Source organism: Aliivibrio friggae, from assembly GCF_057368515.1.
This window is the reverse complement of sequence record NZ_CM170649.1, coordinates 882,966-906,999: the sequence shown is the minus strand read 5'-3', so window position 1 is coordinate 906,999 and position 24,034 is coordinate 882,966. Positions and strand designations below refer to the sequence as shown.

At 39.4% G+C, this 24,034-nt stretch carries 15 protein-coding genes; 6 read left to right on the top strand and 9 right to left on the bottom strand.

What is annotated here, in order from left to right:
• Window positions 1–74: 74 nt before the first annotated feature.
• Window positions 75–1,259: a maltose/maltodextrin ABC transporter substrate-binding protein MalE gene (malE, locus tag AC2INI_RS17490; protein ID WP_122032684.1), complete on the bottom strand. Its 1,185-nt coding sequence runs from the start codon at window positions 1,257–1,259 to the stop codon at window positions 75–77.
• Between the two features lie 425 nt (window positions 1,260–1,684).
• Between malE and malK the strand changes: the two genes are divergently transcribed.
• Both malK and glgX read left to right on the top strand, forming a co-directional pair.
• Window positions 1,685–2,794 (top strand): maltose/maltodextrin ABC transporter ATP-binding protein MalK, encoded by a 1,110-nt coding sequence (gene malK / locus AC2INI_RS17485; protein ID WP_122032683.1) that lies wholly within the window; start codon window positions 1,685–1,687, stop codon window positions 2,792–2,794.
• 66 nt (window positions 2,795–2,860) lie between these two features.
• The gene (glgX, locus tag AC2INI_RS17480) at window positions 2,861–4,816 is read left to right on the top strand and encodes a glycogen debranching protein GlgX (protein WP_486305855.1); all 1,956 of its coding nucleotides are present in this window, start codon (window positions 2,861–2,863) and stop codon (window positions 4,814–4,816) included.
• A gap of 366 nt (window positions 4,817–5,182) precedes the next feature.
• On the opposite strand, the gene AC2INI_RS17475 is transcribed toward glgX, so the two are convergent.
• Window positions 5,183–6,127 (bottom strand): chemotaxis protein CheV, encoded by a 945-nt coding sequence (locus AC2INI_RS17475; protein ID WP_122032681.1) that lies wholly within the window; start codon window positions 6,125–6,127, stop codon window positions 5,183–5,185.
• 197 nt (window positions 6,128–6,324) lie between these two features.
• Between AC2INI_RS17475 and sstT the strand changes: the two genes are divergently transcribed.
• On the top strand, window positions 6,325–7,569 hold the full coding sequence (gene sstT / locus AC2INI_RS17470; RefSeq protein ID WP_122032680.1) for a serine/threonine transporter SstT: 1,245 nt from the start codon (window positions 6,325–6,327) through the stop codon (window positions 7,567–7,569).
• 85 nt (window positions 7,570–7,654) lie between these two features.
• Here the strand turns inward: sstT and AC2INI_RS17465 are convergent, their stop codons facing one another.
• The 3 genes from AC2INI_RS17465 to glgC form a co-directional block, all read right to left on the bottom strand.
• Window positions 7,655–8,317: a YoaK family protein gene (locus AC2INI_RS17465; RefSeq protein ID WP_122032679.1), complete on the bottom strand. Its 663-nt coding sequence runs from the start codon at window positions 8,315–8,317 to the stop codon at window positions 7,655–7,657.
• 163 nt (window positions 8,318–8,480) lie between these two features.
• Complete coding sequence (glgA, locus tag AC2INI_RS17460) at window positions 8,481–9,929, bottom strand: glycogen synthase GlgA (RefSeq protein ID WP_486305854.1); 1,449 nt, start codon at window positions 9,927–9,929, stop codon at window positions 8,481–8,483.
• Window positions 9,919–11,136 carry a glucose-1-phosphate adenylyltransferase gene (glgC, locus tag AC2INI_RS17455; RefSeq protein ID WP_122032677.1) on the bottom strand — a complete coding sequence of 406 codons (1,218 nt, stop codon included), beginning with the start codon at window positions 11,134–11,136 and terminating at the stop codon, window positions 9,919–9,921. Before glgC ends, glgA begins: the two co-directional genes overlap by 11 nt.
• Window positions 11,137–11,439: 303 nt before the next feature.
• On the opposite strand from glgC, the gene AC2INI_RS17450 reads away from it, so the two are divergent.
• Window positions 11,440–12,087, top strand: a complete 648-nt coding sequence (locus AC2INI_RS17450) for a YdcF family protein (RefSeq protein WP_122032676.1) — start codon at window positions 11,440–11,442, stop codon at window positions 12,085–12,087.
• 75 nt (window positions 12,088–12,162) lie between these two features.
• Here the strand turns inward: AC2INI_RS17450 and glgB are convergent, their stop codons facing one another.
• From glgB to AC2INI_RS17435, 3 genes are read right to left on the bottom strand one after another with little or no spacing between them, the layout of a single operon-like run.
• Window positions 12,163–14,313: a 1,4-alpha-glucan branching protein GlgB gene (glgB, locus tag AC2INI_RS17445; protein WP_486305853.1), complete on the bottom strand. Its 2,151-nt coding sequence runs from the start codon at window positions 14,311–14,313 to the stop codon at window positions 12,163–12,165.
• A gap of 53 nt (window positions 14,314–14,366) precedes the next feature.
• Window positions 14,367–16,544 carry a 4-alpha-glucanotransferase gene (gene malQ / locus AC2INI_RS17440; protein WP_486305852.1) on the bottom strand — a complete coding sequence of 726 codons (2,178 nt, stop codon included), beginning with the start codon at window positions 16,542–16,544 and terminating at the stop codon, window positions 14,367–14,369.
• A 58-nt stretch (window positions 16,545–16,602) separates the two neighbouring features.
• The gene (locus AC2INI_RS17435; protein WP_486305851.1) at window positions 16,603–19,056 is read right to left on the bottom strand and encodes a glycogen/starch/alpha-glucan phosphorylase; all 2,454 of its coding nucleotides are present in this window, start codon (window positions 19,054–19,056) and stop codon (window positions 16,603–16,605) included.
• 396 nt (window positions 19,057–19,452) lie between these two features.
• Here AC2INI_RS17435 and malT point away from each other — a divergent pair, with 396 nt between their 5' ends.
• The gene (gene malT / locus AC2INI_RS17430; RefSeq protein WP_486305850.1) at window positions 19,453–22,158 is read left to right on the top strand and encodes an HTH-type transcriptional regulator MalT; all 2,706 of its coding nucleotides are present in this window, start codon (window positions 19,453–19,455) and stop codon (window positions 22,156–22,158) included.
• 134 nt (window positions 22,159–22,292) lie between these two features.
• Entirely contained in the window at window positions 22,293–23,213 is a 921-nt protein-coding gene (locus AC2INI_RS17425) for a polyprenyl-phosphate transporter (protein ID WP_122032672.1), read from the top strand.
• A gap of 107 nt (window positions 23,214–23,320) precedes the next feature.
• Here AC2INI_RS17425 and AC2INI_RS17420 read toward each other — a convergent pair whose 3' ends face one another.
• Window positions 23,321–23,926, bottom strand: coding sequence for a TetR/AcrR family transcriptional regulator (locus AC2INI_RS17420; protein WP_486305849.1), 606 nt, complete (start codon window positions 23,924–23,926; stop codon window positions 23,321–23,323).
• Window positions 23,927–24,034: the final 108 nt, after the last annotated feature.

The window sequence follows — 24,034 nt, the reverse complement described above, 5'->3', positions numbered from 1 at the left end:
ATGCATTGATGAGAAGTTGATTTAGTCAAACGAGAGAAGGAGATAGATAGACTCCCTCTCTCAAATTATTCTATTTATTTTGTCATGCGCTGTTCAGCAGCCGTTAGTGCGTCACCAATCATTTGACGACCATCAACCACATTACCAATAGCTTCTTCCATGCTGTACCAGAACGTTGTGAACTCTGGAATGTTTGGCATAATTTCACCATTCATTGCATTGTCCATTGTTGCTGCGATACGTGGATCATTACCTAGTTGCTCTTGGAAAGAGTTTAATGCTACTGCACCTAGTGGCTTATCATCGTTTAAGCTTTTTAGACCTTCATCCGTCAATAAGTAGCTTTCAAAGAATTCAACCGCTAGATCTTTGTTTGGAGAAACCGCACTGATACCACCAACCCAAACACCAACGAATGGTTTAGACGCTTGTCCGTGGAACTTAGGCAGTGTTGTTACACCATAATCGATGCCTGCTTTTTCAACGTTCGCCCAGCCCCAAGGACCGTTGATCATCATAGCAACGTTACCTTTTACAAATTCAGATTCAGCCACTGAGTAATCCATATCAGCTGAAATCGTTTTGTCTTTTACCATGGTCTCAATAAAGCTCATTGCATCTTGAACGCCTTTTTGGTTTACACCTGCGTTCTTAACATCATAGCCATCGGCTGTTTTCTTAAAGGCATAACCACCGTCAGCCGCTAATAAAGGCCATGTGAAATAAGCACCACCACGTAAAGGCCACATAATTGCTTTTTGACCATTCTTCATTAATTCTTTATCTAACGCAGGAATATCTTCCCAGTTTTTTGGTGGCGTTTTTACTAATGCTTTATTGTAAATTAGAGAGACTGATTCAATCGCCACTGGGTATGCGATTGTTTTACCTTTGTATTCAACGGCATCCCATGCAAAGTCCACAATTTCAGATTTCAATTCTTCAGATGGTTTAATTTCCGCTAATAAACCTGCTTCAGCAAAACCACCAAAACGGTCATGCGCATAGAAGATCATGTCTGGACCATCACCGGTTGCCGCTACTTGAGGAAACTTCTCTTCCGCTTTATCAGGGAAAGAAACAGTCACTTTAATGCCTGTATCTTCTTCAAAACGTTTACCTACTTCCGCCATACCTTCGTAGGCTTTATCACCAGTCACCCAAATTGTTAGTTGACCTTCTTCGATTGCTGCAGAAGCATTGATTGAACCAAGAGCTGCCATTGTGCATAAAGCGACAGTGCTGAGGACTTTTTTCATTGTGAATCCTTCCTTTATAATTAGCGAATCATCCGTAGGGTTAGGTAAAAATAGGTGATGATTCAATTTTCAGGATGTATTTTCGGTAATTACGCCCCTTTAATCATCCTCCTACTCTCTACGCCTTTTCACTTGTCACTTAAAAGCGTGATCTTAATCTAGATTAGAGTTGAGCTAGCTCACAAAAGCATTCCTAAATGAGATCTTATTCACGTTGAATTTTAAAAAAACTTTGAACTCCGTCGACATTTATTAAAAACGTGATCTAAGTACTCCTCCCCCCTACTCCCCCAAAAAAAAGAAGAAGGAGGAGGATGACGAACGCCTCCTTTTGCATAAGAATGACACTATAAAAGCGCTTAGCTAATACCAAACTGAATAAGTAGTTGGTAAAAATTATTTAAAATTAAATGAGGATAGACACAATGACGAGTGTCACTTTACGTAACGTTTGCAAATCCTATGGCGACGTTAAAATCTCGAAGAATATTGATTTAGATATAAACTCTGGTGAATTTGTTGTTTTTGTTGGGCCATCGGGCTGTGGTAAATCAACATTATTACGTTGTATCGCAGGTTTAGAAGACATTACGTCTGGCGACTTATACATGGGTGAAAAACGCATGAATGATGTCGAACCTTCTAAACGCGGCGTAGGTATGGTTTTCCAATCTTATGCGCTTTATCCACATTTAAACTTGTTTGATAACATGTCTTTTGGCTTGAAGTTAGCAAAAGCAGATAAATCTGAAATCAAAAAACGTGTTGATCACGCTGCTGATATCCTACAGCTAGGTCATTTACTAGAACGTCAACCTAAAGCACTTTCTGGTGGTCAACGCCAACGTGTTGCTATCGGTCGTACTTTGGTGTCTCAACCAGACGTTTTTCTTCTTGATGAGCCTTTATCAAACCTTGATGCGGCATTACGTGTTCAAATGCGTATCGAAATTGCCAAACTGCATAAAAAACTAGGTTGCACCATGATCTACGTTACCCATGATCAGGTCGAAGCAATGACAATGGCTGAAAAAATTGTGGTGCTAGATGGCGGGTATGTTTCTCAAGTTGGCGCGCCATTAGAACTGTACCATTACCCAAAAAACCGTTTTGTGGCTGGCTTTATTGGCTCTCCTAAAATGAACTTTATTAGTGTCTTCATTGAAGATGTTGAGAAGAATCAAGTTAAGGTTCAATTTAAGAACGGCGCTTCATTTTGGATCCCAGTAGATGGAACACAGGTCACTCGTGGTGAAAGAATGTCACTAGGTATTCGTCCTGAGCACTTAGTTGCTGCTGAAAATGGCGACGCAGTTATTAAAGGAGATGTTTTAGTTGTTGAAAAATTGGGATATGAAACACAAATTTATTTAACAATTGAAGATGCTGACGCCGATATGATATACCGTGTCCCTGATACAGCGTTAATTGAAGCAGGCGATGCCTTCTCTATTGGTATTCCTGCAAATCGATGCCATTTATTTCATAATGATGGAAAAGCATGCCAAAGGCTCTATAAAGAAGTCGGCGCTTAACAAACGTTACTAATTATAAAAAGCCCAATCTGCAATTGGGCTTTTGTTGTTTATTTGAGGAATATTGTGAACACACATCATGCATTCCCGTACCCTCTTGGTGCGACACTTACTCGCGATGGTTGTAATTTTTCTGTACATCACACCTCCGCATCTCCCGTTTCATTAATCATTTTTAATGATGACGGTACATATTGTGAATACCCGTTCACCGCAGAGTACGCCTCTATAAAATATACTTTTATCGATGGAATCACAGAAAATACCGCCTATGGCTTTAAAATCATTCAAGACCAAGAAGCCCTTCTTTTACTTGACCCCTATGCAAAAGCACTAAAAAATACACCTCACTATCAAGTACCTTACACTGCAGAACAAAGTTGGACACTCGCTCAGTCAGTGGTTGTCGACGACCAATTTGATTGGCAAGGTACTGCTAATCCAATGATCCCTCGTGCAGAAACCATCTTATTAGAAACTCACGTAAAAGGCTTTACGCTGTTAAACCCAGAAGTTAATAAGGATGTAAGAGGTTCATATCTTGGTTTAGCGGATGCTGCCTGCATCGCTCACTTAAAGCAACAAGGGATCACTACCGTACAATTACTTCCTGTAGCTGCTTGTATGCATGAACCACATTTACTTGAAATGGACATGGTGAATTATTGGGGATATAACCCTATCTCTTTTATGGCTCCAGATCCTCGCTATGCCAAAACTGATGCAGTTCGCGAGCTAAAAACGGCGATACGAGAATTACATAAAAATAATATTGAGGTGGTCTTAGATGTGGTATACAACCACACAGCAGAAGGTGGTAATGGCGGAACAACCTTTAATCTAAAAGGTTTAGACCAAGACTATTACTTACACCATAATGGTAATTACACTAACTATACCGGTTGTGGTAATACGCTGGACATTACGCATCAACCAAGTTTAAACCTAGTTATGGATACTTTGCGGTATTGGGTTGAGCACTACCATATTGATGGCTTCCGATTTGATTTAGCTGCGACATTAGGTCGTGAGTATGACCAATTTAATCCTAACAATGCGTTCTTCAAAGCCGTTGCTCAAGATCCGATCCTTAGAAAAGTAAAACTGATTGCAGAACCATGGGATATTGGCCCTAACGGCTATCAGGTTGGCCAATTTCCTGATGGTTGGAATGAGTGTAGCGATAAATTCCGTGATACCGCTAAGAGTTTTTGGCGCGGGGAGCAAAATTACCTAAAATCCATTGCGACTCGTCTTATGGGATCTCGAGATCTGGTTAGCGCTTCTCGCTGGCCACATAAACTTCCTGTTAACTATATTAGCTACCACGATGGATTTACTCTTCAAGACCTTGTTAGCTATAAAGAGCGTCATAATTACGCTAACGGTGAAGAGAATAAAGATGGCCATGGCGACAATCGTTCTGATAACTATGGCGTTGAAGGACCGACAAGTAACCCTAGAATTATCGCCCTTCGTGAGAAACAGAAACGCAATATGATGACAACGTTATTATTTAGTTTTGGGATCCCTCACCTTCTTGCAGCTGATAATTGCTCACACACTCAACAAGGTAACAATAACGCTTACTGCCAAGACAGTGATATTAGCTGGGTAAATTGGACATTAAATAAAGAAGCACAAGAGTTTAAAGCATGGTTATCAGAAATGATCCAAGCTAGACAAACTCATATGGTGCCTATTATAAATGCATTTAGCGGTTCAAATAGAACGAAACAAAAAGTTGAATGGTATACACCTGAAGGCAACTACATGACACACAGTGATTGGCATGGTGCTGAATCTTTATGCCTTCACCTTAATATCTATAATGGTGAAAAAGAATTACTGATTATAATTAATCAATCAAATGTGCCTACACGCTTTGAATTACCAAAGCCCAAAAAATACTCTCGCTGGTCTTTAATCTGTGATACTCAAGATACAAGAACCAGCACAAAACAGTTTATTTTCGATTACAGCTTATTACCACTATCAATCGCGATATTTAATGCCGAATAGGAAAAAAGATAACCACTAGTATTGGTATAAATAGACCGCAATAAAAAAAGGAGGCTCATAAGCCTCCTTTTTAATTTATCCACTAAGCTAATCAAGCTCAGCTTCAGATTTTACACGTCCTTTGTGATATGTTCTATACGCTAAAACCATCAGCGTAATTATTAACTTGGATGTCATCCAGATCATATGCGAACAAACTACCTTAAATTTGATGTGTAAAAGACAAAGTGCCTTGCTCTAATGCGCTCCAATGTCATGGAACTGTCAGAACTCTACCAAAACCAAACATAATTGTCACATTTAATATACAGTTTACCGTACCAATACTTTATATAACCCACCTATTTTTATAAGCAGGTTGACCCACTATTTAATAATTTGAGCAAGACGATCTTGCACTACACCAACAATGAGATCCGGCTGAAACTTAGAGATAAAACGATCACAGCCGACTTTTTGTACCATTGCATCATTAAAACTACCACTCAACGACGTATTCAGAGTAATAAAAAGATCATTCATTCGAGGATCGTTTCGAATTTCATGTGTCAGTTTATAACCATCCATCTCAGGCATTTCAGCGTCAGTAATCATTAATAAGATCTCATCCGTAACGACTTTCCCTTCGTTACACCACCCTTTTAGTAAATTCAGAGCCTGAAGCCCATCACTGCACTCAATAACTTCTAAGCCCAACTGCTGCAACGTATTTCTAACTTGAGCACGAGCCGTACTCGAATCATCAACAGTAAGAACTTTACGTCCATGCATGTGGGCAAGAAGCTTCTCATCTAATACACCTTCAGAAATAGTAATATCATACTCAATGATCTCTGCCAGTACTTTTTCTACATCGATAATCTCGACTATACGAGTAACATTTGGCTCAACTTCAACTTGAGTGATTGCTGTAAGATAGTTATGACGCCCAACAGTTTTAGGTGGCGGTTGAATATCTGCCCAAGTCGTATTTATAATATTTTGAACTTGTCCAACTAGAAAACCTTGGGTGGTACGATTATATTCTGTGATAATTAATGTCGCCTCTTCATCACAACCCATCGATTTCATCCCAATAGCTCCTCGTAAATCGATCACAGGAACAGACTCACCGCGTAAGCTAGCCACTCCTGAAATATGATAATGAGAGCCTGGTAGTTTTGTTAATTTAGGAACTTTTAAAATCTCTTTTACTTTAAAAACATTGATCGCAAAAATTTGAGTGGTGTTAAGCTTAAAAAGCAACAATTCCAATCGATTTTCACCCACAAGCTGGGTGCGCTGATCAACACTATTTAATATTCCACTCATACATAACACCCACTCAGCCATTCAAATTATTAATAATATAACCAACAATTATTTATGTAACACGTTATTTATAATTATTATCGGCATTTATTGAGAACTCTTTAACAAGTTAGTGCAAAAAAATAGACAATAATGTTACTATTCTTCGCATAAGCATCAGATAAGATGTATGTTGTACTAAATTAAAGGAATTTAATATGCCGCAAGCCCAACCCTTACTCGTTCGTATGATGAATACCAACATCGTTATACAAATTTTAATCGGTATCGTTGCAGGTGTTGCTCTAGCAACATTATCACCAGATCTTGCTGTTTCTGCAGGTCTATTTGGTCAATTGTTTGTTAGTGCGCTAAAAGCAATTGCTCCTATCCTTGTATTCATTTTGGTCGCATCTTCTATCGCTAACCAAAAACGAGGCCAAGATTCAAATATGAAACCTGTCGTGGTTTTATATTTAGTCGGTACTTTTTGTGCTTCATTAACTGCAGTAGTTATGAGCTTTCTTTTTCCGACAACTCTTACTTTAGTTACAGATGCTGCAACAAACAGCGCACCAGAAGGAATCGCTGAAGTCCTTCACACTTTACTGTTTAAAATTATTGATAACCCAATCAATGCATTAATGACTGGTAATTTCATTGGTATCTTAGGCTGGGCTGTAGCGTTAGGTCTAGGGCTACACTCTGCATCTGATGCAACGAAAAAAGTATTTATTGACCTGTCTAACTGTATCTCAGATATCGTAACTGTTGTTATCCGTTTTGCTCCAATTGGTATCTTTGGTTTAGTATCAAGCACATTTGCAGAAACAGGTTTTGACGCGCTAGCAAGTTACTCACACCTATTAGCGGTACTGCTTGGTTCAATGGCGTTTATCGCGCTAATTGTGAATCCATTAATTGTATTTATTCGCACTAAGCGTAACCCATACCCACTTGTGTTCTTATGTCTACGTGAAAGCGGTGTAACTGCATTCTTTACACGAAGCTCTGCAGCAAACATTCCTGTAAATATGGCATTATGTGAGCGTTTAAATCTACATAAAGACACTTACTCTGTATCTATTCCACTAGGTGCAACAATTAACATGGCCGGTGCTGCGATTACTATCACTGTACTTACCCTTGCAGCCGTTCACACTGTTGGCGTAACCGTAGATTTACCTACGGCAATACTGCTTAGTTTAGTTGCCGCAGTATCTGCATGTGGTGCATCTGGTGTTGCTGGTGGTTCATTACTTTTAATTCCATTAGCATGTAGCCTATTTGGTATTCCAAACGAAATTGCAATGCAAGTCGTTGCTATTGGTTTCATCATTGGCGTAGTTCAAGATTCAGCTGAAACAGCGTTAAACAGCTCAACAGATGTTATCTTCACAACTGCAGCTTGTCGTAAAGCGGATAACCCATACAAACCACTAGTTCAACCATCAAATTCTTAATATTGAGTTAATAGTTGAAACTAAAATGGCCGCTAAATTAGCGGCCATTTTTATTTGATTATCTTCAGTAAAGACTTAAGAACGCCTAATGATCTTTATGCTGATATAAATAAACTGAGTAAGAAAACGCTAACAACGCACATAACGTTGCAGGAATCGCTAGTGTATTTATCCCAAGGAAAGGATAGAAATAACCACCAATCACCCCGCCAAACACAAAGCCAAATGCGATAAATAGATACAATGCTAAACGACGACGATGAATGGGCTCTCCCTTTAACTTCATGCCTAGCATAATGCCAAGATCAGTAAGCACACCAGTTACATGAGTGGTTCTAACCACAGCTCCACTGTAGGTAGTAACCAAGCCGTTTTGTAATCCACAAGCCGCAGAAGCAAAGTAATGCCCCCACTGGCTTCCTTCACCTAAAATAATCATTGCAGCAAACAACAAAACACTTTCAATACACAGTGCGAAATTATATCGTCGCCCTAATTTTAATGCCGTACAACCGACAATTAAGCTACTTAATGAAGAGCCTAAAATAAAGCTAAAGATAATAAAGAATAAGTGCCATGTTGTTTCATTGAACCCAAGTAATTGAGTTCCAAGTAACGTGGCAGTACCAGAGAGATGAGAGATAGATTGGTGCTGAAAACCCAGTAGGCCTACTGAGTTAGTGATCCCAGCTAAAAGTGCTAGAAAGAAGGTGCCGTATTCGACCCATTTAGGTAGTTTTGAAATCACGATGCGATACCTAACCAGTAAAGAGCGTTATTCTATACCCAAGTAACGTCAAGATACAGTTTCAGTACAATTTATCTGATCCTATACGCTTATCGACAGTAAATAAAAAGGAAAGACGTAATGTCTTTCCTTTAAGTATTTTTAATTGGCTGCTTTATTCAAATTATGATAAATACATTTTTATGTATTTTTCAGCCGCTTCATCCCAACTAAAATTTTGCGTCATTGCATGTAATTGAACACGCTTTATTTCATTTAGGTTCTGACTATAAAGTAATAATGAACGCATCAATACTAATAATAACTCAACCGGTTCTGGGTTTTTAAAACTAAAGCCAGTTGCATTATCAGGATCAATATCATAATCAATCACACTGTCCTTAAGACCACCGACTTCACGTACAATTGGAAGGGTACCATAAGCCATGCTATAAATTTGATTTAGTCCACAAGGTTCAAACTCTGAAGGCATTAAAAAGAAATCAGCAGCCGCTTCAACCCAATGTGCTAGCTTATTACTGTAAGCTTCTACAAAGGCAAATTTATCACTGTGTATTGCTGCAATCTCTGCCAATTGGTTAGCCAGAATAGGATCACCTGTACCTACTATTACAACTTGAGCATCATTCTTTAAGAACTGCTCTAAAATAGGTAATAGGTAATGAATGCCTTTTTGATTAGTTAAACGACAAACCATGCCATACATAGCAACGTCTTTTTGAGGAAGATTAACTTCTTCTTGCAACGCTGATTTACATGCTTTTTTACCACGAACCATACTAATGCGATTGGCCTTAAATTGCTTAGGAATGAAAGTATCCACTACAGGACTCCATTCTCCATAATCACAGCCATTTAAAATACCAAACAAATCGGCTTCTCTTGCTTGGAAATCAGCGGCCATGCCGTGAGAACCAAGTTCGGTCAGTAACTCTTTTGCATAAGTAGGGCTTACCGCATTAATTTTATCGGCACATAACACACCGGCTTTTAACATACTGATGTGCGTATGACTGACTGAGGCTTCAGGAACGTAATGCGTTTTGAACTCTGTAAGGCAATTAATTTCATCGTAATGAAAAATACCTTTAAACACCGCATTATGAACAGAAAGAACACTGCGTGTGTGTGCAAAAAAAACATCATTATTATAACGTTTCTTCAGTAAGTATGGCACTAAACCTGTGTGCCAGTCGTTTGCATGAATAATGTCAGGTTTCACATTGAGCTTTGGCAGCATATCAAGACAAGCTGCACTAAAAAAAGCGAAACGCTCACCATTATCAGCATAGGCTTGATTATTTTCAGCGTACATTTCTGCACGATCAAAATACTGAGCACACTCAATACCAAAGACAGAAACACCATCCACTTCTAACGCCCTTACTTGATAAGGTGTATGTGGCCAATGCTCTAAATTTGTCTCTAACAAAACCTCTGCGTCGTCTCGACCTGAAATATTTTTGTAAGCTGGCATCGCAATATTTACTCGATGCCCTAATGTGTTAAGGGACTTAGGCAGAGCCTTGGCTACATCAGCCAAGCCTCCACTTTTGATTAATCCTTCGACCTCAGATGCTACAAATAAAATTGAAAGCGTCTTAGTAACCAATTCTCTCTCCTTTAGGGATAACTACAATGCCTTCATCTGAAACATGGTATCTCTTCTTATCTTCCTGAAGATTAACACCAATTTCAGTTCCAGGGGCAATATCTACGCCTTTATCAATGATAACTCGGCGTAAAACGCATCCTTTTCCAATTTTCACATCACCTAAAAGAATACTTTCACTAATATCACAAGCAGAGGCAATATTACTACGGAAACCAAGTACCGATTTCTCAATACGAGAGCCGCGAACATAACTGCCACCACACACTAAACTGTCAATGATTTGAACACGACCATTGTCAGAGTCGCTGAATGTCGCAGGAGGAAGTGGCGGATAGTATGTATGAAGCGGCCATTTACGGTTATATAGAGAGAATGGTGCATCTTTCTTAAGAAGATCCATGTGCGCTTCCCAGTACGATTCAATCGTACCTACATCACGCCAGTAAACTTCTTCTTTTTCACCAGTAATATGATTGGTGCTGAAGTCATAAACATATACATTACCTTCCGGAAACATCTTTGGAATAATATCTTTACCAAAGTCATGTGATGAGTCAGCAAGATCCGCATCATGTCTAAGCTCTTTACATAAGCTTTCTGATTCAAAAATGTAATTACCCATAGAAACAAGAGCAATACCAGGGTGGCCGGGAATACATTTTGGATTTGCCGGTTTTTCTTCAAAACCAATCATTTTTCCATGCTCGTCCACTTCGATAACACCAAAACCCGTCGCATCTTTAGCTGGCATACGAAGTGCTGAGACAGTTAACGCTGCTTGTTTTTTCTTATGGAAATCGAGCATTTGTCGAATATCCATTTTGTAGATGTGATCCGAACCAAAGATACATACGTGCTCAGGCTCTGATGCTTCAATAAAGCTGATATTTTGATAAATCGCATCGGCGGTACCTTCATACCAACGCTTCCCTGTTCGCATTTGTGCAGGGATAGGGTCAATAAAGCGATCCGTAATTCCATTTACATTCCAACCCTTTTTCATATGTTGGAATAATGATTGTGACTTAAACTGAGTCAATACATAAATTCGCATTAAATCTGCATTCACAAAATTGTTTAATGCAAAATCAATTAAACGATAGCTGCCACCAAACGGTACAGCAGGTTTTGTGCGAGACTCAGTTAACGGACGCAGACGTGAGCCTTCACCACCAGCCAAAATCATTCCTAATACACCAGCCATTTTCTCTCCTTGAGATTATTTTTAATATAATCACTATTAGTTAATAGTGCTTATTATCATTATTTGAGATTAACTTAACATATTTTATATGTAAAATTGAGAAAATTTAAGCTTATATCTATTTTCAATATTAATTCATCTGAGAGTGTGCTTCAGTTCAATCTTTCCGGCCAAAGCAACACAAACAGTTAACATTATATTCACCAATCTAATATATAGCTCATCATTCCATAAAAAATAGGAGTTGAAAGTTGTTTAAGGCAGTGCAATTATTTCATAATATCGTTTAACAGGAATTATTATATGCCGCTTCATTTGTTTCAACAGCTTCAACTTATCTGGGATTATCATCTTTTAAATCAACCAATAAAAAAAAGTGACGCTATTTTTGTACTATGTAGCTACGATTTACGTGTTGCTGAACATGCAGCTCAACTTTATCTCGACGGGTATGCCCCTTTGCTTATCTTCTCAGGAGCACAAGGACGTGCTACAGAAGGCTTATTCAACTTAAGCGAAGCTGAAACTTTTGCAAATGTGGCTAAAGATATGGGGGTTCCCTCTTCTGCTATTCTTGTTGAAACAAAAGCGACTAATACGGGTGAAAATATTTTCTTTACTCAAGATTTGCTTAAAGAAAAAAATATCAAGGTTGAATCTCTACTGTTAGTTCAAAAGCCTTATATGGAAAGAAGACTACTCGCTACATTCTTAAAAAACTGGAGCAATATAGAATTCTGTATTAGCTCGCCTAATATTAGTTTTATCAATTACCCTACTGAAGAGGTTACTTTTGATCATGTCGCTAGTATTATTTTAGGTGAATTACATCGATTAAAAATCTATCCAACATTAGGTTACCAAGAAGCACAAAATATTCCCAAAGAGGTATGGGAAGCGTTTGAAAACCTTACTCAACTTGGTTTTGATGAATATTTATTACCAGAATAAAATACATAAATTAAAATAGCCCTGAACCACAATCGTCATTCAGGGCTATGTATTATCTTACTATTTTTGAACTGATTACTTTAAACGATAGAATACCGTTGAAAGTGGCGGTAATGTAATCGAGATAGATTGAGGTAGTCCCTGAGACTCAATAGTTTCTGTTTTTACTTCGCCAATAACATCATAGTTACTGCCGCCATAGAAATTCGCATCACTATTAAGTAATAACTCATATTCACCAGAAACAGGCATACCTAAGCGGAAGTTTTCTCTTGGTGATGGCGTAAAGTTACTCACCACCAAAATACGCTCACCATTATCGCCTAAACGTTCATGAGCCAATACACTCATTTCGGCTTCATCTTGCAATCGCCATTCAAAACCTGAAGGGCTACAATCATTTTGATATAGTGCTGGTTGCGAAGTGTACATTTTATTCAAATCACGAACTAATGCCTGCATACCAGAGTGACGGTCAAATTCTGTTAAGAACCATTGCAGTTGACCATCATGATCCCACTCTGCACTTTGAGCAATTTCAGCACCCATGAAGTTCAGTTTCTTACCTGGCTGACCATACATATAACCCATGTATGCTCGCATATTAGCCGTCTTCTGCCATTCATCACCAGGCATTTTATCTAAAATAGAGCCTTTGCCATACACCACCTCATCGTGAGAAAGTGATAACACATAGTTTTCACTAAATGCATACACCATAGGAAAAGTAATGGTGTCATGATGGTAACGACGGTGAATAGGATCTTCTTGGATATAGCTCAGACTGTCATGCATCCAGCCCATATTCCATTTAAAACCGAAACCTAAGCCGCCATCAAACGTGGGTGCTGAAACCCCAGGAAAAGCCGTTGACTCTTCAGCAATAGTCATTGCATTTGGATAATGAGTGTAAACCTCTTCATTCATCCATTTTAATAAGGCAATGGCACCATGGTTGTGATTCCCGCCATCCCAGTTAGGGATCCACTCACCATCTTCACGTGAATAATCAAGGTAAAGCATTGACGCAACCGCATCAACACGTAAGCCATCGATATGGAAGTGTTCAAACCAATACAGTGCATTTGAAACTAAAAATTCACGTACGTGCTGTTGGTCATAGTTATAAATAAAACTCTGCCAATCATTGTGCCAACCACGACGCGGGTCAGGATCATTAAACAGTGACGTTCCATCAAAGTTCGCTAAACCGTGAGAATCAGATGGAAAGTGAGCCGGAACCCAATCCAAAACAATACCTACGCCTGCTTGGTGACACTGATCAACAAAGAATTTGAAGTCATCAGGTGTACCAAATCGACTTGTTGGTGAGAATAAACCAATTGGTTGATAGCCCCACGAGCCATAAAACGGATGCTCCGAAACTGGCATCAACTCAATGTGCGTATAACCCATCTCAACGATGTATGGGATTAATTGCTCAGCCAATTCACGGTAAGTTAAAAACTCACCTTGTTCATTTCGCTTCCAAGAACCGGCATGAAGTTCATAAAAAGATAAGGCTTCTTTTTGCTTTTGAGTAACAGGGCGTGTTTGCCATGTCGTATCCTGCCACTGATATTCAGCTTGATCGTAAACAACAGAAGAGAAAGACGGGTATTGCTCGTTAAACGCACCAAATGGGTCCATTTTATGAGGAAGCGCTTCCCCACTAGGCCCTTTGAGTTCAAATTTATATTTTACTCCAGCCACATGCTCTGGAATAAATAATGCCCAAAGTCCATTATCAATACGCTGCATAGGGTGACGACGGCCATCCCACTGGTTAAAATCACCAATAACACTGACAGCAGATGCATTCGGTGCAAACACAACATATCGCACACCTTGAACACTCTTTTTACCACGCTCAAGCGTAACTAAATGAGCACCCAAATGGTTATACATCTCTTTTGGCGCATGAGCCTGAGCATCTGTCGGGGAAATGTCGTGATATTGATAAGGATCATCAATGATTTGCTCTATGCCATTCCAATTAACGACTAGTTGGTAATGTTCATTGGTAATATCAAGGGATTCATTAAGAATAAACATCCCTTCTTGAGAAGGTTCAGAGCTTAATGCATAACTTTTCTGATTTGAAGAAAGACGCACACTAACCGAGGTTGCTCCAGGAAGCCAAACACGCAAGGCAATGTCAGTAGATTGATATTGTGGACCTAAAAAAGAAAACGGATCTGAAAATGCAGCTCTTTCAAGCTGCATGTAAATGTCCTTTTCTTTACGTTCAACAAGTAAGTTCAACGTAAATACTCCTATTATTTTCGGCTAGCTTGAGCACGAATGTCAGTTAAACGCTTAGTTAACTCATTCACTTCTTGGCGATTAAAGATCTCATCCAAGGTGATAGATAACTTACGACGCCAGTTTGGATATTCATCAACAGTTCCCGGTATGTTAACTGGTTTATCCATTTCTAGCCAATCTTCAAGCTGTAAACTGAGAAGCGTGCTCGATCCTGCTGCCAAATGACATTGCAATGCATCACTTAAATGCCTATCCATTGGTACAAATGACGCATCACGGCCAATACCTTCAGGTAGGAAACCATGGAAATCAACGCTGTTTAAAATCTCTTGTTTAGACTCTGCTCGCATTTCAAATAAGGCTTTTAACTGCTCAGCATCTGGGTATAGGCCAATCTCTTCACCCATTTTTAAGTCATCACAATGCCAAAAACCACGTAGTGTGGGCATATCATGCGTACATAGTGCCGACATCGACTGCTCTTGATAATGAGTAGGCGAATAAAAACCACCATCTTCTGCTGTTTCAAAGAAGAAGACTTTATATGAATGAATACCGGCATCAGCAAGTAAATTCACAATTTCATCAGGCACGGTACCTAGATCTTCACCAATCACTGAACACTCATAACGATGGCTTTCTAGCGCAAGAATCGACAGCATATCTTCAACTGGGTAATACATGTATGCGCCTTTTGTCGCATCTTCACCCTTTGGTATCCACCATAAACGCAACAGACCCAATACATGATCAATACGTAATGCACCACAAGCTTTCATGTTTGCACGAAGCAGTTGAATATAAGCATCATAGCCTGTTGCTTTTAATGCATGCGGATTAAGTGGTGGTAAGCCCCAGTTTTGACCAAGAGGACCTAAAATATCAGGTGGCGCACCAATACTAGCATCTAGACATAGATTTCCGTGATCTGCCCATGTTTCAGAACCAGAATCCGCAACCCCTACCGCTAAATCGCGATATAGACCAATATCCATCCCTTTATCTTCAGCAAAATGCTGAACATCATTAATTTGAGTAAAGGCAATCCATTGTAGGTACATGTACAAATCAACCTGATCACGGTTGTCTTTAATAAATTGCTGTACTTGTTTATTATCAAAATGTTGTAATTCACTTGGGAATACAGGCCAGCCCCAAATGCTTTGATCTTTGGTATAAAGTGAATTATGCAGTGCATCAAATGCAGCTTGATGAAGTAGGCTTTCACCGCCCTCTTCTACAAATGCAAGGAACGCATCAGAGCGAGCGCTATTTTTATCTAAATGGCGCGCTTTAAATTCCGCAAATAATAGCGGCAACACACTCATTTTAAGCGCTGACACTTCGGTATAATTTACCCAATGAGATTGTCGAGCTTCAATCAAACGCTGCTGGAACTCCGCACTGCCAACCAACTCTTGTGCTTGATTACACAGTGCAAACTCTGGTACTGAACACACGTCAATATACAGAATATTTAACCAACGACGAGAAGATGGGCTGTATGGACTTGCGCCTTCAGGGTTTGCAGGGAACAGTGAATGAATTGGGTTTAAACCAACAAAATCACCACCACGGTTTGCAATATCACCAACCAACTGTTTTAGATCACCAAAATCACCAATACCCCAGTTATGAGCGGTTCTTAGTGTATAAAGTTGAACACTTGGACCCCACAGTTTCTTCCCCTGATTAATTGCATCTTGTTTAAAACAAACTTGAGGTGTCACGATTAATGTCATCACGTAAGGAGCTTTACGGCGCTTACGAATCACTTCTAATGTGTGATATCCCCAAGGTAATGTTGGTAAAGAAAATAATAATACCCCACCCTTTTCACGCTCATCCGCTACAATTTGAGATTGCAGGTAACCTTCAAGGACCTCACCATTTTCAGTCGTTACTTTCCAACTGAATTCACTAATGCGAGCACTTTTACCTAACTGCATAGAAACTTGAAGTGGCTCGTTATCACGAATAACAGACACCGGCGCTAACACGTCTTGCTTCTGCATTTTTTCAGAAGAACGCTGCAATGTAGCTTCATTCTTAGTATCATAACCCAAAGAAGCCAGTAAACGAATTAAGGTATCGTCACTGACTTTTTCTTCATCGCCCCAAGCACTTACGTAACTATTTGCTAGCCCAGCCTGCTCTGCGATTTGATGTAGAGTATTATTATCTTTCATCGCTTTTTCTCCAAGGGCAGCATAATACTGCCCTCATTGTTATATTTTTAATTTCAAATTAACGGTTAACGGCTTTTAATTTCCAGATGTTATTCACATAGTCACGGATACTACGGTCAGAGCTGAATTTACCCACAAGTGCTGTGTTTAAAATCGCCATTTTCGCCCAATGCTTTTGATCACGGTAAGCCGCATCGATGTCATTTTGAGCACGAACATAATCCGCGAAATCTGCCAATACTAGGTACGGGTCACCGCCATAAAGTAGGTTGTCACGCGTTGCAGATAACAGGCCTACTTGACCTGGAGTAAATTCATCACCAGCCAATAGGTCTAATGACGCTTGCAGTAATGAATCGGCTTCATAATATTTATATGGGTTGTAACCTAATGCTTTTAGCGCTTCAACTTCATCAACATCTAGACCGAAGATAAAGATGTTTTCATCACCTACTTCTTCACGGATCTCAACGTTTGCTCCATCCATTGTACCGACAGTCAATGCACCGTTTAGGGCCATTTTCATGTTACCCGTACCCGATGCTTCTTTACCTGCGGTAGAGATTTGTTCAGAAACGTCAGCTGCTGGAATGATGATTTCAGCCATGCTCACTCGGTAATCAGGAATGAAGACGACTTTTAAGAAGTCAGATACACGAGGGTCGTTATTTACTTTCTCAGCCACTTTATTAATAGCGAAGATGATCTCTTTTGCTAAGTGGTAACCCGGAGCTGCTTTCGCTGCAAAGAAGAACACACGTGGGTGCATATCAAAGCCAGGTTCATTCAAAATACGGTGGTATAAAGAAAGAATATTTAACAGATCTAAGTGCTGACGTTTGTATTCATGCAGACGTTTGATTTGAACATCAAAAATAGCATCAGTATTTAATTCAATACCCATGTTCTCTTGAACCCAATCCGCAAGACGTTGTTTGTTTTGCTTCTTAACGGCCATAAACTCTTTTTGGAATTTCGCGTCATCAGCAAATTTTGCAATATCACGTAGCTGATCTAGATCTGCTGGCCAGTCATTACCAATCTTAGTTGAAATCAAGTTAGAAAGACCTGGATTACAGAACTTCAACCAACGACGAGGAGTCACACCATTAGTTACGTTCGTCAGTTTACCTGGGAAGTATTCATTAAACTCTGGGAATAAATCACGCTTAACTAACTCAGAATGAAGTGCCGCAACACCATTCACAGCGTAAGAAGAAACCACACATAAGTTTGCCATGCGCACCATACGATGCGTACCTTCCTCAATGATTGAAAGCTTACGTAGCTTATCAACATCGCCAGGCCATTTCAGTTTTACGCCTTCTAAGAATAGATAGTTAATGTGATAAATGATTTCCATATGTCTAGGAAGTAAGCGAGAAATTAACGATTCGCTCCACGTTTCTAATGCTTCTGGAAGTAACGTATGGTTAGTGTAAGCAAATGTCTTCGAACAAATTGCCCACGCTGCATCCCATGTTAAGCCACGCTCATCAATTAGAATACGCATCAACTCAGGAATACCAATGGTAGGGTGAGTATCGTTTAGTTGGATCGTTTCGTATTTTGGAAGATCTTCAATCTTATGACCTGCCGCATCATGGCGACGTAAGATATCTGCAATCGAACATGCACAGTGGAAGTACTGCTGCATTAAACGCAGTGTTTTACCTTTCTCGTGGTTATCATTCGGATACAAGACTTTCGTTACGTTACCCGCATCAATTAGAGCATGTTGCGCTTCAAAGTAATCGCCATTGTTAAAGCTAGCTAAGCTAAACGGTGCTTTAGCACGACATTCCCACAAACGCAGTGGATAAACCGTATCACTTTGGTAACCAACAATTGGTAAATCCCAAGGCATACCTTCAACTGACATACTAGGAACCCAGCGACGTTTCTCTTCGCCATTTTCAGTGTACGTTTCAACTTTACCGTAAAAACCAACGTTTTGTGCAAAGTCAGGACGAGCCACTTCCCACGGGTAGCCTTCTACACCACGCCATGCATCAGGTGCTTCTTGTTGACGACAGTCATCAAAAGACTGACGGAACAGGCCGTATTCATAATGCAGACCGTAACCAATAGCAGGGAACTCTTGCGCTGCTAATGAGTCCATAAAACATGCAGCTAGACGACCAAGGCCACCATTACCCAATGCAGGATCTCGTTCTTCTTCTAACAAATCCGTTAAGTTATGTCCTAGATCACCCATAGCATCGGTAATGTCTTCATAAAGACCCATGCTAATTAAGTTGTTACCTGTTAAACGACCAATTAAGAACTCTAAAGATAAGTAGTTCACACTACGTGCGTTCTTAATTTTCTCATCATTTTCAGTGCCAACAAGGTCAAACGTGGTTAGTTCAGCTAGGGCTTTACCCATCGCTAAATACCATACCTTAGAAGTGGCTGTTTTTTCATCAGCACCAAATGTCGTTACTAAATGCTGCTTTACAGAAGCTTGAAATGACGCTTTATCAAAATCTTTGATGTTGTTCGTTTTCATCTTGTATCTCTCACGAAGGTTCATAAATCAACTGTGAGTAATCCTGCCTGTTTCGAATAATAGTCGCATCCTCCTCCTTGGGGGCGGAGACTAAAATCAAGAAAGGCGTAGTAAAAACAAGCATAATTTAGCGTGATATAACTCAAACTTTGTAGGCTTACAGGGGGATTTGACGTGATAACTGGCACAGTTTTGTGGCATTAAATACAAAATGATAACAAGATCACAGTTTGGAACATTTAAGAAATTACATCATACAACGCAATAGAAGAGATTGATTTATAAAACAAACCATAACTAAAAAGAAACATAGATCACACTTATGGGGCGTAGATGAGACATTCTTTTCCAATATTATGGATAATCTTCTTAGTATTTTTAAGAAGAACAATAATTATGTTAATACCATCGAAATTACATTTTCCTAGACGCTTGCATAACGCCATCATAAGACAGCGTGTACTTAATACACTTGCAGATGCCATTCATTATAAATTGGTCTTATTTCGATCTCCTGCTGGCTATGGCAAAACAACAATGGCTGCACAGTGGTTATCAAGTAAAGGGGCCACAGGTTGGTATAGCCTTGATGATGGTGATAATGATGAATATAAATTTGCTAAATATTTTGTTCAAACCATTAGTAATGCAACCGGACTAGATCTTCCTCACTCAAAAGCATTAACAGAGAAACGTCAATTTGCCTCTTTATCTAGTCTGTTTTCTCAAGTATTTACTGAGCTGATCCCATTTCAAGAAGAAGCCTATTTCGTACTCGATGACTATCACTTAATCACCAATGACGCGATTCATCTTGGGCTAAAATTCTTCCTTAAGCATTTGCCTGATAATCTCACTCTGGTTATTACCAGTCGTTCTCAACCGCCACTAAACACAGCCAATTTACGAGTTCGAGATCTATTGATTGAAATTGATAATCAAAGTTTAGCTTTTGACCAATCAGAAACGTCTCTTTTCTTTAACCAACGTCTTAACGATGACATTGACCAAGAATCAATTACCAACGTGCGCAAACACGTTGAAGGTTGGCCATCTGCCTTACAGCTCATAGCCCTGCATAGTATTCAAAATAATCAGTCTTTAAGTAACTCAACACAGGCGATGGCTCAGCTTAATCATGCCCATTTGTGGGATTATCTTGCTGAAGAAGTGTTTGATCATTTAGATAAAGAAACCCAACACTTTTTAATGCGTTGTGCGGTATTCGAACACTTTAGTACCCAGCTACTGGTCAGGGTCACAGGCCGAAATGACGCACAGCTATTAATTGAGAATCTAAACCGATTCGGTCTATTCATTAATAGCGATAGTGATAAAGAAGACTGGTATAAATTCCATAATTTATTTGCTGAGTTCTTAACGCATCAACGCCAAAACTATTTAGCGCATGAAGAAGTACAGCTGCAGCAAAAAGCCGCAAACGCTTGGCTATCACAAAAGAATATTTATCAAGCACTTCGCCACGCGAAAAATGCTAAAGATGATCAATTAGTCGCAGAGATCTTAACGCAGTATGGCTGGCATCTATTCAATAATGGCGAGCTTACGTTACTTGAATCTACCATTACGCAATTGGATCCCGAGGTGTTATTTACCTCTCCTCGATTAGTTATCATTCGAGCATGGTTAGCGCAAAGCCAGCACAACTACTTACAAGTGGATGACCTACTATCTGAAGGGCAAAAAGAGATGTCTGCACGTAATATTGCGTTAGACAGACAAATGCAGGGCGAACTCGATGCTTTACGCGCTCAAGTTGCTATCAACAAAAATGAACCTGAAGCTGCCCTCGCCTTTGCAGAAAAAGCCCTTGAAGAGTTAGATACCAATAAATATCGCAGCCGTATAGTCGCGACATCTGTAATTGGCGAATACCATCACGTTTCAGGAAACCTTGCACAAGCACTTGCCTTAATGCAGCAAACTGAAAAGATGGCAATGACCTATAATATTTATCACCAAGCGTTGTGGGCTATTTTGCAACAAAGTGAAATATTAATGGCACAGGGCTTCATGCAAGCCGCTTTTGATTTACAAGATAATGGCTTCAAGCTGATTGAAGACCAAGATTTAGGTCAGCTGCCTTTACATGAATTTTTATTACGTTCACGCGCGCAGATCTACTGGTTCTGGTTTCGTTTTGATGAAGCAGAACAGTGCACATGGAAAGGGTTAGATGTTCTTTCTCCGTTTGATGAAACCAAACACCTACGTGGTTACTCAATGCTTGCTCGTTTAGCGGTAGCTCGTGGTGAACTAGACAAAGCTGAGCGCTATCTAGAAAAATGCCAGCAGCTATTAAGCCAAGCGGATTATCATATTGATTGGAAAGCCAATGCCTCTTCAGCTCAGCTTTTCTATTGGCAGGCGAAAGGCAATACGGAAGCAATCAGCTATTGGTTAACGCACACAGAAAAACCTGAAACTCGTTGTAATCACTTTACTCAGCTTCAATGGCGCAATATTGCCAGAGCCTATTTCCATTTAGGAGATATTGAAACGGCGATTGCAACACTGCAAGCTTCTCAAACCATTGCTCAGCAACATAAATTACTCACCGATATTAACCGTAATGCCATTATGGAATCAGTGTTGTTGTATGAGAATAAGCAAATAAATGAATCAATTGAAGCAATGCACCTGGCAATAAAGCAATCGAATCAAACGGGGATCATTGGCAGTTTCTTAATGGCAGGCCGCAACACCTTAAAGCCATTAGCAAAATTACTGCAAAAAGGAAATCTTACTGAGCTTGAAAAGCATCGTATTGAGCAATTACAAAAAGCATTATCAAATAATGAACGCTCTCGCTCTGCCCATTTTGATGAAACCTTTATTGAAAAAGTGATTAATAATCCAGAGGTCCCAGAGCTGATAAGAACAAGCCCTCTTACTCATAGAGAGTGGCAAGTATTAGGATTAATTTATTCAGGTTTTAGTAACGAGCAAATTGCTGCAGAGTTTGATGTGGCTCCAACCACAATCAAAACTCACATTCGTAATTTATATCAAAAACTAAATTTAGCGAATAGAAAAGCAGCGATTGCCATGGCTGATGAGCTAGTAAGTATGATGAAGTAGTGCCTATGCCAACAATTATCTCATTAATGATATTGGGATAATCATTTTTACGACATTTTTTATACAAAACTTATGTATAATCACGTACCTTCGTGCATTATGCATAAGTTTTTTTTCATCTATATAGAGCTAAAATGAACTATTTAACGACATTCTTTAAAGGTATGGCAATGGGCGCAGCTGATGTTGTTCCTGGTGTATCTGGTGGTACGATTGCCTTTATTACTGGTATTTATGACACGCTTTTAGAAAGCATCCGTCGCATTAATCCTTCTATTTTAGGGTTATGGAAACGTGAAGGATTTAAAGCGGCATTTGCACACATTAATGGTTTTTTCCTTATTTCTCTTTTTGGTGGCATTTTAACGAGCATCTTAACACTCGCAAAAGTCATCACATGGATGCTGCACACGCACCCTATTCCTCTGTGGTCATTCTTCTTTGGTTTGATCATCATCTCAATCATTCATATCGCAAAACAAATTGAGAAATGGTCATTAGATCGCTTTGTTATGTTATTGGCGGGTGCCGCGTTTGCTTATAGCATTACGGTTCTAAACCCAATGACCATGACACCATCAACCTTTACTTATATTCTTGCTGGTTCAATTGCCATTTGTGCAATGATTTTACCGGGAATTTCAGGCAGCTTCATTCTTCTACTTATTGGTATGTACAGCCCTGTTCTTGGTGCAGTCAAGTCTCTTGATTTAGTCACAATGGGACTATTCGCGTCAGGTTGTGCCATTGGCCTACTGAGCTTTTCACACGTACTTTCTTTCTTATTAAGAAGATTCCGTGATATTACCTTAATCTTTTTAACCGGCTTAATGGCGGGCACATTAGGTAAGATCTGGCCTTGGAAAGAAGTGATTGAATGGCGCACCAACTCAAAAGGCGAGCAAGTACCATTGATTGAGCACAACCTATCACCATTCAACTATGAGCAAGTAACACAACAACCTGCACTTATTGGTTTTGCTGTTGTTGGTGTAATTCTAGGTATCGGCTTAGTGGTTGGTTTAGAAATGTACGCAAAGAAAAACGACAAGTAATACGTATTTTTTGAACAAGCTATAGAAACAAAAATGGCGGTGAAAGAAAGGTTATCCACCTTATCTTCACCGCCATTTTTATTAGATCTCTATTTAGTTGGGACCACTTATTTAATACCATAAGATTGAATAAAAATAGACGTCACCGTATCTACCTTACTCTTCACCGCATCGCCTGTCGGTTCAGTATCTAAATTCATTACCTGCGGCCAAAATAGCAAGCCTTGAAACAGACTCACGTACACATCTGTCATTAATTTTGAATCGACATTCTTTAATCGCCCAGCTTCAATAGCCGTATTGAACCACTGCGTTATCGCTCGAATACTGTAGATATTTTTTATTAAGTTTTTTGCCATTTCTGGTTGGCGTAAAAACTCCATCACTATGGTGCGAGCAAGGGAAATACCATAGGTTTGATAAAGTATTTCTATCTCTTTATAAGCAATATCATTCAATTGCTCTTCGGTACTTTTCTCTTCATCAAATTGATAAGAAACGTTTTCGTTTACTGAATCATTAATAATGGTTAATACCGATTCAAATAACACTTCTTTACTTTCAAAATGACGATAAAGGGTACGTTTAGACACTTCAGCCGATGAGGTAATTCTATCCATATTGGCAGCAAGAAAACCGTGCTCAATAAATTCTTCTTTTGCCGCATTGATAATATCAAGGTGCTTTTGCTGTGATCGTGTCAGTTTTTTCATAGTCCCTCCATCACTAAATTTAGAACATTCTACCCACTCAAAATAAAAATGTACACTCAAGAGTTTACTTTGTGATAATTTAGCCATAAAATAAACTCACGAGTTTAC

What these genes read in the sequence shown, in the direction of transcription:
- malE (WP_122032684.1), bottom strand. Translation starts at nt 1,259, where the DNA reads ATGAAAAAAGTCCTCAGCACTGTCGCTTTATGCACAATGGCAGCTCTT.
- malK (WP_122032683.1), top strand. Translation starts at nt 1,685, where the DNA reads ATGACGAGTGTCACTTTACGTAACGTTTGCAAATCCTATGGCGACGTT.
- AC2INI_RS17475 (WP_122032681.1), bottom strand. Translation starts at nt 6,127, where the DNA reads ATGAGTGGAATATTAAATAGTGTTGATCAGCGCACCCAGCTTGTGGGT.
- sstT (WP_122032680.1), top strand. Translation starts at nt 6,325, where the DNA reads ATGCCGCAAGCCCAACCCTTACTCGTTCGTATGATGAATACCAACATC.
- glgC (WP_122032677.1), bottom strand. Translation starts at nt 11,136, where the DNA reads ATGGCTGGTGTATTAGGAATGATTTTGGCTGGTGGTGAAGGCTCACGT.
- AC2INI_RS17450 (WP_122032676.1), top strand. Translation starts at nt 11,440, where the DNA reads ATGCCGCTTCATTTGTTTCAACAGCTTCAACTTATCTGGGATTATCAT.
- glgB (WP_486305853.1), bottom strand. Translation starts at nt 14,313, where the DNA reads ATGCAGCTTGAAAGAGCTGCATTTTCAGATCCGTTTTCTTTTTTAGGT.
- malQ (WP_486305852.1), bottom strand. Translation starts at nt 16,544, where the DNA reads ATGAAAGATAATAATACTCTACATCAAATCGCAGAGCAGGCTGGGCTA.
- AC2INI_RS17435 (WP_486305851.1), bottom strand. Translation starts at nt 19,056, where the DNA reads ATGAAAACGAACAACATCAAAGATTTTGATAAAGCGTCATTTCAAGCT.
- malT (WP_486305850.1), top strand. Translation starts at nt 19,453, where the DNA reads ATGTTAATACCATCGAAATTACATTTTCCTAGACGCTTGCATAACGCC.
- AC2INI_RS17425 (WP_122032672.1), top strand. Translation starts at nt 22,293, where the DNA reads ATGAACTATTTAACGACATTCTTTAAAGGTATGGCAATGGGCGCAGCT.
- AC2INI_RS17420 (WP_486305849.1), bottom strand. Translation starts at nt 23,926, where the DNA reads ATGAAAAAACTGACACGATCACAGCAAAAGCACCTTGATATTATCAAT.